At 60.6% G+C, this 17,021-nt stretch carries 19 protein-coding genes; 16 read left to right on the forward strand and 3 right to left on the reverse strand.

All coding sequences use genetic code 11. The features are described 5' to 3' along the window. The first annotated feature begins 175 nt into the window (after nt 1-175). The 8 genes from glpD to bfr all read left to right on the forward strand — a co-directional run bounded on the left by glpD (nt 176) and on the right by bfr (nt 8,464). Entirely contained in the window at nt 176-1,723 is a 1,548-nt protein-coding gene (glpD, locus tag AC1DWZ_RS10610; protein WP_477168857.1) for a glycerol-3-phosphate dehydrogenase, read from the forward strand. A 4-nt stretch (nt 1,724-1,727) separates the two neighbouring features. Further along, nucleotides 1,728-2,846 carry an ABC transporter ATP-binding protein gene (locus AC1DWZ_RS10615; protein ID WP_477168858.1) on the forward strand — a complete coding sequence of 373 codons (1,119 nt, stop codon included), beginning with the start codon at nt 1,728-1,730 and terminating at the stop codon, nt 2,844-2,846. A gap of 9 nt (nt 2,847-2,855) precedes the next feature. Then, nucleotides 2,856-3,935, forward strand: coding sequence for an ABC transporter ATP-binding protein (locus AC1DWZ_RS10620; RefSeq protein WP_477168859.1), 1,080 nt, complete (start codon nt 2,856-2,858; stop codon nt 3,933-3,935). Nucleotides 3,936-3,940: 5 nt separating this feature from the next. Further along, entirely contained in the window at nt 3,941-4,849 is a 909-nt protein-coding gene (locus AC1DWZ_RS10625) for a carbohydrate ABC transporter permease (protein ID WP_477168860.1), read from the forward strand. A gap of 3 nt (nt 4,850-4,852) precedes the next feature. Next, a complete protein-coding gene (locus AC1DWZ_RS10630) occupies nt 4,853-5,644 on the forward strand; it encodes a carbohydrate ABC transporter permease (RefSeq protein WP_477168861.1) in 792 nt (263 codons plus the stop codon). 14 nt (nt 5,645-5,658) lie between these two features. Next, on the forward strand, nt 5,659-5,985 hold the full coding sequence (locus AC1DWZ_RS10635; protein ID WP_477168862.1) for a DUF2160 domain-containing protein: 327 nt from the start codon (nt 5,659-5,661) through the stop codon (nt 5,983-5,985). Between the two features lie 80 nt (nt 5,986-6,065). After that, the gene (locus AC1DWZ_RS10640; protein WP_477168863.1) at nt 6,066-7,787 is read left to right on the forward strand and encodes an ABC transporter substrate-binding protein; all 1,722 of its coding nucleotides are present in this window, start codon (nt 6,066-6,068) and stop codon (nt 7,785-7,787) included. Nucleotides 7,788-7,981: 194 nt separating this feature from the next. Next, nucleotides 7,982-8,464, forward strand: a complete 483-nt coding sequence (gene bfr, locus AC1DWZ_RS10645) for a bacterioferritin (RefSeq protein ID WP_477168864.1) — start codon at nt 7,982-7,984, stop codon at nt 8,462-8,464. A gap of 3 nt (nt 8,465-8,467) precedes the next feature. On the opposite strand, the gene AC1DWZ_RS10650 is transcribed toward bfr, so the two are convergent. Then, complete coding sequence (locus AC1DWZ_RS10650; RefSeq protein WP_477168865.1) at nt 8,468-8,770, reverse strand: (2Fe-2S)-binding protein; 303 nt, start codon at nt 8,768-8,770, stop codon at nt 8,468-8,470. 180 nt (nt 8,771-8,950) lie between these two features. On the opposite strand from AC1DWZ_RS10650, the gene hemP reads away from it, so the two are divergent. The 8 genes from hemP to AC1DWZ_RS10690 all read left to right on the forward strand — a co-directional run bounded on the left by hemP (nt 8,951) and on the right by AC1DWZ_RS10690 (nt 14,484). Continuing rightward, nucleotides 8,951-9,280: a hemin uptake protein HemP gene (hemP, locus tag AC1DWZ_RS10655; RefSeq protein ID WP_477168866.1), complete on the forward strand. Its 330-nt coding sequence runs from the start codon at nt 8,951-8,953 to the stop codon at nt 9,278-9,280. A 159-nt stretch (nt 9,281-9,439) separates the two neighbouring features. Continuing rightward, nucleotides 9,440-10,297 carry a dienelactone hydrolase family protein gene (locus AC1DWZ_RS10660; RefSeq protein ID WP_477168867.1) on the forward strand — a complete coding sequence of 286 codons (858 nt, stop codon included), beginning with the start codon at nt 9,440-9,442 and terminating at the stop codon, nt 10,295-10,297. A gap of 146 nt (nt 10,298-10,443) precedes the next feature. Continuing rightward, complete coding sequence (locus tag AC1DWZ_RS10665; RefSeq protein WP_477168868.1) at nt 10,444-11,217, forward strand: substrate-binding periplasmic protein; 774 nt, start codon at nt 10,444-10,446, stop codon at nt 11,215-11,217. A 47-nt stretch (nt 11,218-11,264) separates the two neighbouring features. After that, nucleotides 11,265-12,185 carry a 3-hydroxyacyl-CoA dehydrogenase NAD-binding domain-containing protein gene (locus AC1DWZ_RS10670; protein ID WP_477168869.1) on the forward strand — a complete coding sequence of 307 codons (921 nt, stop codon included), beginning with the start codon at nt 11,265-11,267 and terminating at the stop codon, nt 12,183-12,185. Between the two features lie 34 nt (nt 12,186-12,219). Continuing rightward, the gene (gene nthA / locus AC1DWZ_RS10675) at nt 12,220-12,864 is read left to right on the forward strand and encodes a nitrile hydratase subunit alpha (RefSeq protein ID WP_477168870.1); all 645 of its coding nucleotides are present in this window, start codon (nt 12,220-12,222) and stop codon (nt 12,862-12,864) included. A 5-nt stretch (nt 12,865-12,869) separates the two neighbouring features. Beyond that, on the forward strand, nt 12,870-13,523 hold the full coding sequence (gene nthB / locus AC1DWZ_RS10680; protein WP_477168871.1) for a nitrile hydratase subunit beta: 654 nt from the start codon (nt 12,870-12,872) through the stop codon (nt 13,521-13,523). Next, on the forward strand, nt 13,510-13,932 hold the full coding sequence (locus AC1DWZ_RS10685) for a hypothetical protein (protein ID WP_477168872.1): 423 nt from the start codon (nt 13,510-13,512) through the stop codon (nt 13,930-13,932). The genes nthB and AC1DWZ_RS10685 overlap by 14 nt, the downstream gene beginning before the upstream one ends. Nucleotides 13,933-14,091: 159 nt before the next feature. Next, nucleotides 14,092-14,484, forward strand: coding sequence for a DUF1801 domain-containing protein (locus AC1DWZ_RS10690; RefSeq protein WP_477168873.1), 393 nt, complete (start codon nt 14,092-14,094; stop codon nt 14,482-14,484). Nucleotides 14,485-14,536: 52 nt separating this feature from the next. Here the strand turns inward: AC1DWZ_RS10690 and AC1DWZ_RS10695 are convergent, their stop codons facing one another. Continuing rightward, nucleotides 14,537-14,986, reverse strand: a complete 450-nt coding sequence (locus tag AC1DWZ_RS10695) for a YaiI/YqxD family protein (protein WP_477168874.1) — start codon at nt 14,984-14,986, stop codon at nt 14,537-14,539. Further along, nucleotides 14,983-17,007 carry an oxidoreductase gene (locus tag AC1DWZ_RS10700; protein WP_477168875.1) on the reverse strand — a complete coding sequence of 675 codons (2,025 nt, stop codon included), beginning with the start codon at nt 17,005-17,007 and terminating at the stop codon, nt 14,983-14,985. Before AC1DWZ_RS10700 ends, AC1DWZ_RS10695 begins: the two co-directional genes overlap by 4 nt. Between the last annotated feature and the right edge of the window lie 14 nt (nt 17,008-17,021).

The following is a 17,021-nucleotide window of genomic DNA, read 5'->3' on the forward strand; positions in this document are numbered from 1 at the left end:
AAATTTTCTCTTGTCTTTCGTTTTGTTTCGTTTAACGATCAACAACGAAAGTAACGAAACCCGATGGTTGGTCACGACGCGGCCGGTGGGACTTGAGGTTCCGCAGGCCAGCCAAAGCCCGAATCTCGCGCCCAAAAGGACGAGCAGAGGGGTCGACCGCGATCGGATGCGGAGGGTGCGCCAGATCATGCCCAATGAGGGCCAAACATTCGACATCGCCGTGATCGGTGGTGGCGTCAACGGGTGCGGTATCGCCCGGGATGCCGTCGGCCGTGGCCTGAAGGTCCTGCTCACCGAGCAGAACGACCTGGCCAGCGGCACATCTTCGGCCTCCACGAAGCTCATTCATGGTGGCCTCCGCTATCTCGAGCATTACGAATTCCGCCTGGTGCGCGAGGCCTTGATCGAGCGCGAAGTGCTGCTGCGGGCGGCACCGCACATCATCTGGCCGCTGCGATTCATCCTGCCGCATCACAAGGGGCTGCGGCCGCGCTGGTTCGTGCGTATTGGTCTCTTTCTTTACGACAATCTGGGCGGCCGCAAGATCCTGCCCGGCACCCGCAGCATCGATCTCCGCCACGACGCGGCCGGTGCGCCGCTGAAGCCCGGTTTCACCCATGCCTTCGAATATTCGGATTGCTGGGTCGAAGACGCACGCCTGGTCGTGCTCAACGCCCGGGATGCCGCTGAACGCGGCGCGCAAATTCATGTGCGCACACGTTGCACCTCGGCCAGGCGCGAAGGCGATCTGTGGCATCTGCGCCTGGAAGGGCCGGGCGGCGTCGTCACGGAAGCCAAGGCACGGGCGCTGGTCAACGCGACCGGTCCCTGGGTCTCGAGCTTCTTAGGAGGTGCCGTCGGCATGAATGCGCCCGACAAGATCCGCACCGTCAAGGGCAGCCATATCGTGGTCGAGAAGCTGTTCGACCATGACCGCGCTTATATCTTCCAGAACGCCGATGGCCGCATCTGCTTTGCCATTCCTTACGAGCAAGACTTCACCCTCATCGGCACGACCGATGCCGATTATCAGGGCGAACCCGGCAAGGTGGCGATCTCGGACGCTGAAACCGATTACCTATTGTCGGCTGCCAGCGAATATTTCCAGGCGCCGGTCACGCGCGCCAATATCCGCTGGACCTATGCCGGCATCCGCCCGCTTTACGACGATGGTGCCAGCAAGGCGCAGGATGCGACCCGCGACTATGTGCTGAGGCTCGACCAGAAGGCCGGCGAGGCGCCGTTGCTCTCGGTATTCGGTGGCAAGATCACGACCTATCGCCGTCTGGCCGAGGCGGCGCTGGAGAAATTGCAACCGACCTTCCCGAATATGAAGGCGCCCTGGACCGCGCAAGGTACGCTGCCGGGTGGCGATTTCCCCGTGAATGAATTTGCAAGCCAGGTCGGTACCCTCGCCAAGCGCTTTCCGTTCCTGGAACTGCGCGAGGCGCGCCGCCTGGTGCGGGCCTATGGTACGCGTGCGATGCGCATCCTGGGATCGGCCGGCAGTGCTGCCGATCTCGGCCGTCGCTTTGGTCCGAGCTTGACCGAGGCCGAGGTAAATTATCTCATGGACCAGGAATGGGTGAGCACTGCCGAGGACATTGTCTGGCGCCGCTCCAAACTTGGTTTGCACATGGCGGCGACTGAAATCGACGCCTTGCAGACATATATTTCCGGCCGGACCGCTGCAGCGGTCCCGTCGGCACTAACGGGTAGGTGACTCTGTGGCTGTGGAACTGGAACAAGTCGGCCTGACGGTGCGTGGTACCGTCCATATCCATCCAACCTCGTTGCGGTTGGAGCGGGGGACGATCAACGTGCTGCTGGGGGCGACCTTGTCGGGCAAGACGACGCTGATGCGTCTCTTGGCGGGGCTCGACGCACCCAGCAGCGGCCGCGTCACCTATGACGGCCGCGACATGACCCGGGTGCCGGTGCGCAAGCGCAATGTCGCCATGGTCTATCAGCAGTTCATCAATTATCCGGCGCTCAGCGTCTATGAGAACATCGCATCGCCGCTGCGCGTGCAGGGCATCCCCAAGGCCGAGATCGAGGCCAAGGTGGCCCGCGCCGCGTCGCTCCTGCGTCTCGAACCTTATTTGAAGCGGACCCCCCTTGAACTCTCAGGGGGCCAGCAGCAGCGCACTGCGATCGCCCGCGCTCTGGTGAAGGGAGCCGATCTGGTTCTGCTCGACGAACCGCTCGCCAATCTCGATTACAAATTGCGCGAAGAACTGCGCGCGGAACTGCCACGCATCTTCAGCGAATCCGGCGCGGTCTTTGTCTATGCGACGACGGAACCCTCGGAAGCCTTGCTGCTGGGCGGCAATACCGCGACCTTGCATGAAGGCCGGGTCACGCAATATGGCCGCACGGTCGATGTTTATCGCCAGCCGAAAGACCGGGTAACGGCGGAAGTCTTCTCGGATCCGCCGATGAATTTCGTCGAGCTGGTGGTGGACGGCAGTGTCGCACGACTGCCCAATGGCCAGACCATCCCGCAGATCGGCATGCTGCAGGGCCTCGGCTCCGGCACCTATGTCATCGGCTTCCGGCCGAATCACGTCCTGCTCACGGATCGCCGTGCCGGGCTGGTGCCGGTTTCGGCCAAGATCGCGGTCAGCGAAATCACCGGGTCGGAAAGCTTCATCCATGTCGATGCCGCGGGCAGCCGCTGGATCGCGCTGGAGCCCGGCGTCTACGAACTCAATCCTGGTGCCGATCTCACCATCTTCCTCGACCCAGCGCGCTTCTTCGTCTTCGCAGGCGATGGAAAGCTGGTCAGGGCACCTGAACTGTTGGCCGCGTCGAACATAGCCGCGTCAAACTCGGCTGGGCGATAGGGGACGGACATGGCCAAAATTGAACTGAAGAACCTCGCCCACTCCTACAAGCCAAATCCGAGCGCGCCGTCGGACTATGCGCTGAAACCCATGAACATGACCTGGGAGCAGGGCGGTGCCTATGCGCTGCTGGGCCCGTCGGGTTGCGGCAAGACGACACTCCTCAACATCGTCTCCGGCCTGGTGAAGCCGAGCCAAGGCCAGATCTTTTTCGACGGCAAGGATGTGACAGCTCTGCCGACCGAGAAACTCAATATCGCCCAGGTGTTCCAGTTCCCGGTCATCTACGACACCATGACCGTCTATGAGAACCTCGCCTTTCCGCTCAAGAATCGCCGGGTCGATCCCAAGGCGATCGATGCGCGGGTGCGCGAAGTGGCGACGATGCTCGATCTCGAGCGCGACCTTAACCGCAAGGCACGCGGCCTCACCGCCGACATGAAGCAGAAGATTTCGCTGGGCCGTGGCCTGGTGCGCGCCGATGTCGGTGCCATCCTGTTCGACGAACCACTCACCGTCATCGATCCGCATATGAAATGGATGCTGCGCGCCCAGCTGAAGCGGGTGCATGAGCAGTCCAACGTCACCATGGTCTATGTGACCCACGACCAGACCGAGGCGCTCACCATCGCCGACAAGGTGATCGTCATGTTCGAAGGTGAAGTTGTGCAGATCGGTACGCCGCAGGAGCTGTTCGAGCGGCCGGCCCATACCTTCGTTGGCTATTTCATCGGCTCGCCGGGCATGAATGTAATTGCCGCCAACGTCACCGGCGATGTCGCCATGGTCGGCCAGCATCGCGTGGCCTTGGGCCGGGGTGTCACCCCGCCCGCCGGTGCCAAGAGGATCGAATTGGGTATCCGCCCGGAATTCCTGACGCTTGCCAGCGGCAATTCGGACGGACTGCCGGTGAAGGTGAAGCGCGTCGAAGATACCGGCCGCTTCCAGATCGCGCGGGTGGAACTCGACGGACAGCCGCTCGCTGTCCTTATGCCGGAAGATGCGCGCCTCGATGGCGACATGGCGCGGCTCAGCATTGATATGAGCCGTCTCCATGTCTATGCCGACGGCCATCTGGTGGAAGGTTAAGGATCATGGATAAGCCAATCGACAATCGCGCCTGGTTCCTGGCCCTGCCGGTGGTCCTGATCGTCGCGTTCAATGCCATCGTGCCGTTGATGACCGTGGTCAACTATTCGGTCCAGGACACGTTCGGCAATAACGAGTTCTTCTGGAACGGCATCGGCTGGTTTCAGGAACTGCTCGATCCCAGCACGGATCTGGGTGGCCGCTTYTTCGACTCCCTCGGCCGCAATGCCCTCTTCTCGGCGATCATTCTGATCATCGAAGTGCCGCTCGGTGTCCTCGTGGGCCTGTGCATGCCCAAGAAGGGCTGGGGTGTCGCGTTCTGTCTGGTGGTCATGGCACTGCCGCTGCTGGTGCCATGGAACGTGGTCGGCACGATCTGGCAGATCTTCGCCCGCGAAGATATCGGTCTCCTCGGCTGGATCGTGAACCATCTCGGCATCGAATATAATTACACAGCCGGACCGCTTGCCGCCTGGATCACCATCGTTGTGATGGACGTCTGGCATTGGACCTCGCTCATCGCGCTTCTTTCCTATGCCGGTCTGCGCTCGATCCCGGATGCCTATTACCAGGCCGCCAAGATCGACGGTGCGTCGCGCCTCGCCGTGTTCATGACGATCGAGCTCCCGAAACTGCGCCGCGTGCTGCTGATCGGTGTCCTGCTGCGCTTCATGGACAGCTTCATGATCTATACCGAGCCCTTCGTTGTCACCGGCGGTGGCCCGGGCAATTCGACCACGATCCTCTCCATCGACCTCGTCAAGCTGGCGCTGGGCCAGTTCGACCTCGGCTCCGCTGCCGCCATGTCGATCGTTTACAACCTCATCATTCTTGCCGCCTGCTGGCTGTTCTACACGGTCATGACCAATGTGGACGCAGCCGACAGTGCCGATGCCGCAGGAAAGGGGGCCTGAGCCATGAAAAGCCGCCATATCACCCTCACCCTCTATCTCGTCTTCCTGATGCTGCCGATCTATTGGCTCATCAATATGAGCTTCAAGACGACGACCGAGATCACGAACACGATGACCTTGTTCCCGACCTCGCCGACCTTGCAGAACTATCACGAGATCTTCACCAACCCGGCCTGGTTCGATGGGTTCGTCTTCTCGCTGACCTATGTGGCGCTCAACACGATCATCTCGATTCTGGTGGCGCTGCCGGCGGCCTATGCCTTCTCCCGCTACCGTTTCATGGGTGACAAGCACCTGTTCTTCTGGCTGCTGACCAATCGCATGGCGCCACCTGCCGTGTTCGCGCTGCCGTTCTTCAACCTCTACTCCGCGGTGGGCTTGTTCGACTCTGCCTGGGCCGTGGCGCTGGCGCATTGCATCTTCAACGTGCCGCTGGCGGTCTGGATTCTGGAAGGCTTCATGTCCGGTGTGCCGCGCGAGATCGACGAGACGGCCTATCTCGACGGCTACTCCTTCCCGCGCTTCTTCGCCCGCATCTTCGTGCCGCTGATCGCCTCGGGCATCGGTGTTGCTGCCTTCTTCTGCTTCATGTTCTCGTGGGTCGAGCTGTTGCTGGCCCGCACGCTGACCAACAATCAGGCGATCTCGTCGATCATGACCCGCACGGTGTCGGCCTCCGGCGTCGATTGGGGCCTGCTCGCGGCGGCCGGTGTCCTGACCTTGATCCCGGGCGCCTTGGTCATCTGGTTCGTGCGCAACTATATCGCCAAGGGCTTTGCCCTGGGCCGCGTTTAAGGGAGGGCGAAATTATGGAAATCGCCTGGATGGCTTGGACCTGGCAGACGGGTCTGTTCTTTGCGCTGCTGGCCAGCGTGCTCACCGTCATGACCTTGCTCGCCGTGTTCCGGCCGGAGACCGAACGGGTGGGTGTCTTGCGCATTCCCACCACGCGCGGCGACCGGCTGTTCATTTCGCTGCTCTGTGCAGCGTTCATCCATCTTATCTGGATCTACCTCATGGGTGCCGACCCGGTCACCACCTTGCCGGTCGGTGAAGAGGGCATAGAGGTATCCAGCGTCTGGTTTGCCACGTTGATTTCGCTCGTTCTGTCCGGCGCGATTTTCCGCTGGGTGTGACGGGCTACGAGAAGATCGATCCGAGTGGGCGTGCATCTCGGGACGATCGTAAAGTCAATCGCACGCATGGAGGAACTGGCATGAAAATCCGTTCAGGGGTGTCGGCAGCGGTCCTGCTGCTGGTCCTCGGTCCGGTCCCCGCCCTGGCTGATGAAGCAGCAGCCAAGAAGTGGATCGATTCCGAGTTCCAGCCTTCGACCCTGTCCAAAGAAGATCAGTTGAAGGAGATGGAGTGGTTCATTAAGGCCGCCGAACCCTTCAAGGGCATGGAGATCAACGTTGTCTCCGAAACCATCACGACTCATGCCTATGAGTCGGAGACTTTGGCCAAGGCCTTCACTGAAATCACTGGGATCAAGCTGAAGCATGATCTCATCCAGGAAGGTGACGTGGTCGAAAAGATCCAGACGCAGATGCAGTCTGGCAAGAACATCTACGACGCCTGGGTCAACGATTCCGATCTCATCGGTACGCACTTCCGCTACAAGCAGGCCGTGCCGCTCAGCGATTGGATGACGGGTGAGGGCAAGGACGTCACCGATCCCTATCTCGATCTGAAGGACTTCATCGGTACATCCTTCACGACGGCGCCGGACGGCAAGCTCTATCAGCTGCCTGACCAGCAGTTCGCGAACCTCTATTGGTTCCGCTACGACTGGTTCACCAACCCGGACCTCAAGGCCAAGTTCAAAGCCAAATACGGCTACGAGCTGGGCGTGCCGGTTAACTGGTCGGCCTATGAAGACATCGCCGATTTCTTCACCAATGATGTGAAGGAAATCGATGGCGTTAAGGTCTATGGCCACATGGACTACGGCAAGAAAGATCCGTCGCTCGGCTGGCGTTTCACCGACGCCTGGCTTTCGATGGCTGGGTCCGGCGACAAGGGCATCCCGAACGGCCTGCCGGTCGATGAATGGGGTGTGCGCGTCGAAGGCTGCAGCCCGGCCGGTTCGACGGTCGAACGTGGTGGCGACACCAACGGTCCGGCCGCTGTCTATTCGATTGAAAAATATGTTGAATGGCTGAAGAAGTACGCGCCTGCCAATGCGGCCGGCATGACCTTCTCCGAATCCGGCCCGGTGCCGGCCCAGGGTGCCATTGCCCAGCAGATGTTCTGGTACACCGCCTTCACCGCCGACATGGTGAAGCCGGGTCTGCCGGTTATGAATGCCGATGGTACGCCGAAATGGCGTATGGCCCCGTCACCGCACGGTGCCTATTGGCAGGAAGGCATGAAGCTGGGTTACCAGGACGCTGGTTCCTGGACGCTCTTGAAGTCGACCCCAGTCGATCGTCGTAAGGCCGCCTGGCTCTATGCCCAGTTCGTCACCTCGAAGACGGTCAGCTTGAAGAAGAGCCATGTTGGTCTCACCTTCATTCGCGAAAGCGATATCTGGGACAAGAGCTTCACGGAACGGGCGCCGCAGCTCGGTGGTCTGATCGAGTTCTACCGCTCGCCGGCCCGCGTGCAGTGGACCCCGACCGGCACCAATATTCCTGACTATCCGAAGCTGGCTCAGCTTTGGTGGCAGAATATCGGCGACGCGTCCTCGGGTGCCAAGACCGCCCAGGAAGCCATGGATTCGCTCGCTGCCGCTCAGGACAAGGTCCTCGAGCGTCTCGAGAAGTCCGGCGTCCAGAAGGAATGCGGACCGAAGATGAACAAGAAGAAGACGGCGCAGGAATGGTTCGACGCGCCGGGTGCACCGTATCCGAAACTCGCCAATGAGAAGCCGCAGGGCGAGACCATCGACTACGACACCTTGATCAAGAGCTGGCCCGCGACCCCGCCGAAATAAGGCGTTGTTGCTGGATTATTGGAAAAGGCCGGGTGCAAACCCGGCCTTTTTTCTTGTTCAGCAGGCGGCATTTATTCCCCAAACGCAACTGACTATGCGTCGCAATCTCAGGATAATCGTTCTTTTATAATGGGTTAGATGAATGTATCTTGCCCGACAGCAAACTGACGAATCCAAGAGCGGGAGAGCTGACGATGAAGGGCGACAAAAAAGTCATCCAGATCCTCAACAAGGTGCTGAAGAACGAACTGACCGCCATCAATCAGTATTTCCTCCATGCCCGCATGTTGAAGAACTGGGGCATGAAGAAGCTCGGCGAGGTCACCTATCACGAATCCATCGACGAGATGAAACATGCCGACAAGCTGATCGAGCGCATCCTGTTCCTGGAAGGCCTGCCCAATCTCCAGGATCTCGGCAAGCTGCTGATCGGCGAGAATGTGAAGGAAATTCTGAGCTGCGATCTGAAGCTCGAAATGATGGCCCATCCCGACCTCAAGGCCGGAATCGTGCTGTGCGAGCAGGCGGGCGATTATGTGACCCGCGAACTGCTCAAGGACATTCTGGAATCAGAGGAAGAGCATATCGACTTCCTGGAGACCAATCTCGAGATCCTCGAGAAAATGGGCCTGCAGAACTATATCCAGTCGCAATACGAGCCGGGCGAGGGCTCCTAAGGCCTATTCCGCCGCCATCGGCAGCAGGTCCAGATCGGCCTTTAGGTTCAGGCGGGCCGGGCCCTTCAGTGCATCGTTGATGACGTCCTGCGCCATCGGCAGGCAGGTCCCGCAGCAGGGGCCGCTGCCCAAGGCCTGATAGACGGCAACCGGGCAGCTCAACCCGCTGGCGCGGGCCGTTTGCTCGATTTCGCTCTCGCGATAGCCATTGCACACGCAGACATACATCTTTGGCGACACTCTCAGGCCAAGGCATCCACTCGACATGCCGATCTTCTGGAGTTTGCGAATGATTGTCAATGTCATACTTGTCGCATCACGCTGGCTTGATGGAGTCAGCTGCAAATGAGAATAATTATCACTTGTCCCAGGCGATCGAGTTTGCTATTTCTTTGGTTGTTGAGAATGAGTCGCAACTGAGGTGCCGCTGGCACAGCGATGCGGCCATTCGTTCCAACCCCAGGAAAACAGGTCGCAGGAGTGGACATGGACAGAGAAGCCCTCGATTTTCGCGGTTCTGCCGTTATGGCAGCGCCGCGCACAGAGCAAACCGGACCGACCGATACCTCGTCCACCGGCCCGGCAGGCAGGCCCATTCAAATGCGCGAGCGGCTTTATGGCCGGGATCGCCTGGGCGGGCAGGCTCATGCCACGGCTACCACGGCACCGCGCGATGCTGGCCACCAGAGCCGGAACGTTCAAACGGTGACCATCCAGTCGATCCTCAAAGGCGCGCGGGAGGCGATCATCGATTTTGACGGCGCCGCCTACCGCCTGCGGATCACCCGCAATCATCGCCTCATTCTGACGAAGTAACCTCATCCTGCGGTGCACCCGGCTGGCCATTGCCAGCCGTGGCATCCGTGGGGCGTCGAGCTTGAAAAGCGGGCAATCCAGGCTGGATATCGTGGCCCCGCCGCCTATATCGATTCGGGTACGCCATTCATCCGCAATCGCAGGCAGGGAGGCCGGATTATGAATCAGCGCGCCATCGACCTTTTCGATCGCTACACCCATGGCGAAATGGATCGCCGCAAATGCCTCGAAAAACTGACGATTCTGGCTGGCAGCAGTGCTGCGGCCCTAGCCCTGTTGCCGACGCTGGAGAACAATTACGCCAGGGCCGAGTTGCTGCCTGAAGGCGATCCGCGCATCAAGACGGAAACGATCACAGTTCCTTCTGGCGGCAAGGATTACAGCATCTATTTGGCGAGACCCAGCTCGGGCGAAAAATGGCCTTCCGTGCTGGTCATTCATGAAAACCGCGGCCTCAATCCACATATCAAGGACGTGACGCGTCGGATCGCTGCCGAAGGGTTCCTCGCGGCCGGTGTCGATTTCCTCAGCCCCCTGGGTGGAACGCCCAGCGACGAGGACAAGGCGCGCGAACTCATCGGGACTCTCGACAATGCGGCCATCGAGGCTGCCGGCCGCGACATCATCGCAGCCTTAAGAGCGCGCCCGGACAGCAATGGCAAGGTCGGCATTATCGGCTTCTGCTGGGGTGGTGGCATGGTCAATCGACTGGCCGTGACGGATTCCACTCTGGACGCTGCCGTTGCCTATTACGGCATGCAGCCGGCGGCCACGGATGTCACCAAGATCAAGGCCCCGCTGCTGCTGCAATATGCCGGGCTGGATGACCGCATCAATGCCGGCATTCCGGCCTATGAGGCAGCGTTGAAGGCGGAAGGCAAGACCTATCAGCTGTTCGTCTATGACGGTGTCAATCACGCCTTCAACAACGACACCAATGCTGCCCGCTATGACAAAAAGGCGGCCGATCTGGCGTGGGGACGGTCGATTGAGTTCCTGCACAAAACCCTGGGCTGACAGTCGTTTGCGAGCTGATTTGCCCTGCGTGCCAAAGAACAAGTAGGAGCTGTGTGCGGCTTACCGCTTCCTTAACCACTCCTGGCGTAGATTGACGGTTTCTCGAACGCACCTTTCGGGCTTGCCCGGCAGGCGGAGTTGGTCGGATGCGAAAGACGGTGCCAGCGCTGGTCTGCGCCGCAATCGCGGTAGCAGCCTTGACCGGGTTCTGCAGTGATAGCGCCGCGGAAGACCGCGCCATTGTGCTTGCCTGCAACGACTTCCCCCCGTTGAAAATCGAACATCCCGGCAGCGATGGTTTGCGCGGCACGGATGTCGAGGCGATCGCCGAAATCGCCAAGCGATCCGGCCTCAATCTCGAACCAAGCTTCATGCCATGGAAGCGCGGCTACGCCGAAGCCTCCGATGGCACCATCGATGGCATCTGCAGCTGTTCCTATCGTGCTGACCGTGTCGAACTGTTTTATTTTTCGGACCCGATCGGAGAAACCTCCATCGGTGTTTTTCATCCGCCGGGTGAAACGCCCGAAACCATCACCAGCCTTGCCGATCTCGGCAAACCTGGCATGGGCACGATAGGGGTGGTCAAGGGATACAATCTCGAGGCCGAGCTAGCTGATGCCAAGATCGCACATCTGCCGGTGAGCGGCGATCAACAGGCTTTGGACATGCTGCGCAATCATCGCTTCAATCATCTGTTTTCCTTCAAGGCGCCGATCGATTTCATCCTGCGCCACGGCAACGGGCAAGATGTTGGTTATACTGAACTGCGCAATTCGCCCTATTTCGTCTGCCTCAGCAAGAAAGTGCCAGGCACGGAGGAAATGATGGGAAAAATCAACGAGGCGATCGCTGCCATGCGCAAGGATGGCGCTTTTGACGCGATCCAGCGGCGCTATGGACAGCAGCCAATCAATTAAGCCATCTTGGCGCATCAGATCGCCAACCCCATAAGCCAGCAGATCATATGACAGAGCCTCGACAGAGCGGCACAATCGCCGTGATTGGCTGCGGCCTCATTGGTGCCAGTTGGGCAGCCCTTGCCAGCAGCCATGGCTTTGCCGTCAGAGCCTATGATCCATCATCCACCCGGCGCGCTGAATTGCCTGATTCCGTTGCGCGCCTGCGCACACAATTGCTGGCTTTGCGCCCGGATGCCGGGGGCATTCTGTCGGTGGTGGAGAGCGTTGGCGATGCCGTTGCCGCGGCGGATATTGTGCTGGAATCCGCACCGGAACGGTTGGACTTGAAGATCGAGCTGCTGGCCGAGATTGATCGCCTGAGCCGGCCGGATGCCATCATCGCTACCAGCACGTCGTCGCTGCTGCTCAGCGACATGAACACTGCCTGCGTTCACAAGGCGCGCATCATCGTCGCCCATCCTTTCAATCCGCCACATCTGATGCCGTTGATCGAGCTGTTCGGCACGGACAATGCCGTCATCGACCGCGCCGAGACCCTGTTTCGTGCGCTTGGCAAACAGACGATTCGCCTGAAGCGCGAGATGCCGGGGCATATCGCCAACCGCCTGGGTGCTGCCCTGTGGCAGGAAGCAGTCCATCTGGTGGCGGAGGGTGTGGCCGACGTTGCGGATATCGATTTGGCGCTCATCCACGGCCCCGCCATGCGCTGGGCGGTGCAGGGCACGCATCTCACCTATCATCTGGGTGGCGGGCAGGGCGGCATCCGTCACTATCTCGACCATCTCGGCCCCAGCCAGGAGAAGAGCTGGGAAACATTGGGCCGCGTGCGTCTGACGCCTGACATCAAGCGCGCCCTTATCGCAGGCGTCGAGCAGGAAGCCGCCGGTCGGTCAATTGCCGACCTGGAAGCGGAACGTGATCGTTTCCTGATTGATCTCTTGAAGCTGCGCGGCCACACTGGCTGACCTTTTTTGATCTCAGCCAGGTATCCTTCGCATCATGACCAGCTACGATTCCAAGAAGATCGTCGAGATCCACGAACATCTGCACAGCGACCTGCCTAGCGACCCAGCCCTGCGTGTGAAGACGCTGGAAAGCCTGCTGGTGGAAAAGGGCATGATCGACAGTGCCGCCATCGATGCCTGGATCGATCTCTATGCCGAAGAGATCGGCCCCAAGCGCGGTGCCCATGTGGTGGCCAAGGCCTGGACGGATCCAGCCTTCAAGGCGCGATTGCTCGCCGATGGGACCGCTGCGATCAGCGAGCTTGGATATCAGGGCCATGCCACCGGCCATCTGATCGCGGTCGAGAACACGCCGGAGGTGCACAACCTCGTCGTCTGCACCTTGTGTTCCTGCTATCCCTTCACGTTGCTTGGCATTTCGCCGGGCTGGTATCGCCTGCAGGAATACCGCGCGCGTGCCGTGCGCGATCCGCGCGGTGTCCTCCGAGAATTCGGTGTCGGCATCGGTGACGATGTCGAAATCCGCATCTGGGACAGCACGGCCGAGCTTCGCTATCTGGTTCTGCCGCAACGGCCTGCCGGCACGGAGGGGCTGGACGCAGCGGCCTTGGCGCAACTGGTGACGCGCAATTCAATGATCGGTACCGACGTGTTGCCCGCCATCGCGCGGGGGAGATAGGTACGATGCGCACGCATGACGTAGGCGGCAAGTCGACGACGAAGCCCATCGACGTGCAGGAAGACGAGGCACCCTTCAAGGCTGCGTGGGAAGGTCGCGCCTGGGGCATCAATGAAGCGTTGGAAGGTCATCCCGGCTGGACGCTCGATTGGTGGCGCCATATCCGCGAGCTGATTCCAGCGGAAGATTACCTGACGCGGCCCTATTTCGATCAGTGGATGCAAGTCTATGCCGCCATGATGGTCGATTCCGGCGTCGCCAGTGTCGCCGAGATTGCGCGCGGCAAGGCCGAGGGGCCGAATCCTGCCTTCGGCAAGCCGATGGGTGCTGCCGATGTCGCAAAGATTTCCCGTCATACCAAGGATTTCCGCCGGCCTGCCGCCAAGCCAGCGGCCTTTGCGGTCGGCGACAAAGTGCTGACCAAGACCATCGGTGGCAACGCGCATACGCGCCTGCCGGGTTACGCCATGGGCAAGCCCGGCATTGTGCAGGCCTATCACGGCAATCATCTGTTGCCGGACGCTGGTGCTTTGGGCCGCGAGCAGGCAGAGCCGCTTTACAGCATTGTCTTCGCCGCCGCCGATCTGTGGCCGGAGGGCAAGGGCAAACGCGACCGCGTCTTCATCGATCTGTGGGAGAGCTATCTTGAGCGGCGTTGACCTGCTGGGCCAGATTGCGCAGTCCCTGATCGCGCAGCCAGGCCCGCTGCGGGCCCGCGATGGCGAACCACTCTTTGCCGAGCCGTGGCAGGCTGAGATAGTTGCCGTTGCCGCGGCCATGGTTGCCCAAGGCCGGTTTACGGCGGGGCAATGGTCTGACGCCCTGGGTGCGGAGATTCGCATCGCGCTGGCAGCCGGCGCTCCCGATACGGCGGCGACCTATTATCAATCCGTGCTGGCGGCTGTTGAGGCGTTGGCCAAGGAGATGGCGATGGTGACCAATGACCAATTGACCACCCGCAAGGCGCAATGGATACGTGCCTATGAGCACACGCCGCACGGCGCGCCCGTCGAGTTAATGACTGGCGAGTTGATGGCTGGCGAGTTGATGGCTGGCGAGTCACACTAGGTCCTGTTTACAAAGCTGCGTCGCATCGACATCTGCGGATAGCAAAAATTGAAACATGTCGAGGAAGGTGCGCGACCTTGTCATGTGGTGTAGTGACGACGCGATTGATGGGTGATCGGTAACCTCGCGAGAAAAAACGGTCGGATGAGGTGCATCAGCATGAAAAAAAGCACAGCAACCAAGGGCGAATCCCCTTCTCAGTTGATCGACGCGAGGATCAAGGAACTGGACGGCTGGAAAGGCAAAACGCTCTCCCATGTCCGTGCTCTCATCAAGCAGGCTGATCCCGAGGTGACTGAGGAGTGGAAGTGGAGCGTTCCGGTCTGGTCTCACGACGGCATTATCTGCACCGGTGAGACGTATAAGAGCGCCGTGAAGCTGACATTCGCCAAGGGCGCTTCACTCAAGGACCCTTCGGGGCTGTTCAACTCCAGCCTTGAAGGCAACACCAGGCGCGCCATCGATCTCCATGAGGGGGATAAAATAGATGAGGATGCTTTCAAGAAGCTGATACGTGCCGCGGCTGCTCAGAACAAGTCATCGGCCCGATAGCCGAGAACATCTCATGAGTTGGCGCCGACCGTGGCCGGTGCAATGTCCGCCGCTAGATTTTCTTGGCTTTCTGAACCGCCAGTTCCAACGCATTCAGGAAGCGTGAGCGGTCCTGCGCATTGAAGCTGGGGCCGGTACCGCGAATCTCGCCCATGTCCCGGAGCTGGCTGCTCAGTTCACGCATGGCCAGCGCTGTCCCGATGCTGTTCAAGGTGAAAGGCTTGCCGGTTGGGCCAATGACCTGGGCGCCCGCTTTCAGGCAACGATCGGCCAATTGGATGTCGGTGGTGATGACGATGTCGCCCAGCTTGGCGCGTTCGACGATCCAGTCATCGGCGGCGTCGAACTTGTCGCTCACCAGGACGTTGCGGATGAGCGGGTTGTGGCTCGAGCGGAAGCCGCTGTTGCTGACGAGGTGCATGACGATCTCGTGACGCAGGGCCACGCGCTCGATCTCGGCCTTGACCGGGCAGGCATCCGCATCGACATAGATTTCGGTCACGATGCCACCAGTGCGCGGTCGCGCAAGAACGGCTGCGGCCCAAGCAGATCATGCGCTGCCCGGTGGCCGTCATGGACGGCAGTCGCGATAAAGCCCGGTGCCTTGCAATCACCGATGCGCTGTATGGAAGTGGAGCCAGCGTCGCCTGAGAGATCACGCCACAGCTGGTCGCTAGGTTCGCGCGATGTCACAGGAATGAAGCCGCCGCAGGCGATCTCTTTCGTCCTTCCCGTAAAGACGCAGGTCAGCAATGCACTGTCGGTTTGCAATGCCGTCACTGCCTGGCTGACGATGATCTTGACACCGGCCTCGATGAGCCGCGCCTGCACCAGATGCTGTTCATGGGTGTAGTACGACCAAGCTGAGACGAGTCCGGCAGTCGTGACATAGGTGACGTCATGACCTTGCCCTGCCAGCAATTCGGCCAGGGCGCTGGCCATCATGTAGCCTTCGTCGTCGAAGATGACGATGGGCCCTTCGGGTCGCCTGCCAGCCATGATCTCGTCAGGGCTCACCGTCCGGGCATCGGCGAAGCTCGCCACGGATGCGGCGTGATAGCGGCCGATGCCCGTCTTGCGCCAGTGGCTGCCCGTGGCGATGAGCGCGTGGTCGACGCCGGTCGCGCGGACGTCCTCGGCGGTCATGCGGCTTTCCAGATAGACGGCGATGTTGTCGAGCTTGCTGATCTGATGGGCGCGATAGTCACGCACGCGGATCCACTCGCGCAGGCCGGGCAGTCTCGATTCTGCGAGCACTCGGCCACCCAAGTCCCGGCTGGCTTCGGCCAGCATTACCTCATGGCCTTGGCGGCCAAGCGTCAGTGCTGCCTCGAGGCCAGCCGGACCGGCACCGACCACCAGCACCTTCTGCGACTGTGCCGTCCTGGTGATGATCTCCGGATGCCAGCCACGTCGCCATTCCTCGCCCATGGTGGGGTTCTGGGTACAGCGCAACGGCACCCCCTGGATGTCGCTGGCGTAACAGATGTTGCAGCCGATGCATTCGCGGATATCGTCTTCCCGCCCTTCGCTGATCTTTCGTGGCAGGAAGGGATCGGCAATGGAGGGTCGGGCCGCGCCGATCAAATCCACCGTGCCGAATTTTACCAGCTGCAGCATCGCTTCCGGCGAGGTATAGCGGCCGACACTCACCACGGGCTTCCCAACCAATTGCCGGACATCCTTCAGGAACGGCTCCAGCGAGCCTTGGGCGTGAAAGCGCGAAACGCCCATCTCCTGGCCATAATCGCTGATGGTGACATCAAAAAGGTCCGGCAAGTCGCGGATCATTTCGAACAAGGCACGCTTCTCGCCGGTGGGATCGGCACCGGGATGCGCCTCATCATCAAGCTCGATGCGGGTGGCGACGGCGCAACGATCGCCAATCGCCTCCTTGGTTTCTTCCAGCAGTTCGCGGAGGATGCGCGCGCGATTCTCCAGCGAGCCACCATATTCATCGTCGCGTTGGTTCATCTGGCTGTGAAGAAACTGCGCGATGAGATAGCCGTGCGATGCATAGACATAGACGATGTCGAAGCCGGCTTCCCTGGCGCGTAAGGCTGCCGCTTTATGGGCGCGGCGATAATCGCGGATGTCGGCCTTGTCCATGCGCCGGCTCTGCACCGGTGCTTTGCCAGCCATCTGGCTTATGGGGCCTATGGGGGTGGCGCGGGAGAGCAGATTGGCGGCACGGAAACCGCCATGCCACAGCTCAACCCCGGCCAGTGCACCATGGGCATGAACGCCTGCCGCCATCTTGGACATGTTCCGGACATCGCCCTGGTCCCACAGCGTCGCGTAGGGCGAGGGCAGATCGTCGGCGGATGGGTCGATCGAGCAATATTCGGTGCAGACCACCCCCCAGCCGCCCTCGGCCTTGATCGCCCGCATGGCGGCCAGGGTTTCCGGCATCGCAAAGCCCATGCCGGTGCAATGGGGGACCTGGTAGAAGCGGTTCGGTGCGGTCACCGGCCCGATCCGAAGGGGCTGGAAAAGCGGGTCGAAACGGGGCTCACGCGGCATGGCTGTCCTGATTT

This window comes from Dongia sp. P2_B8 (assembly GCF_056404715.1).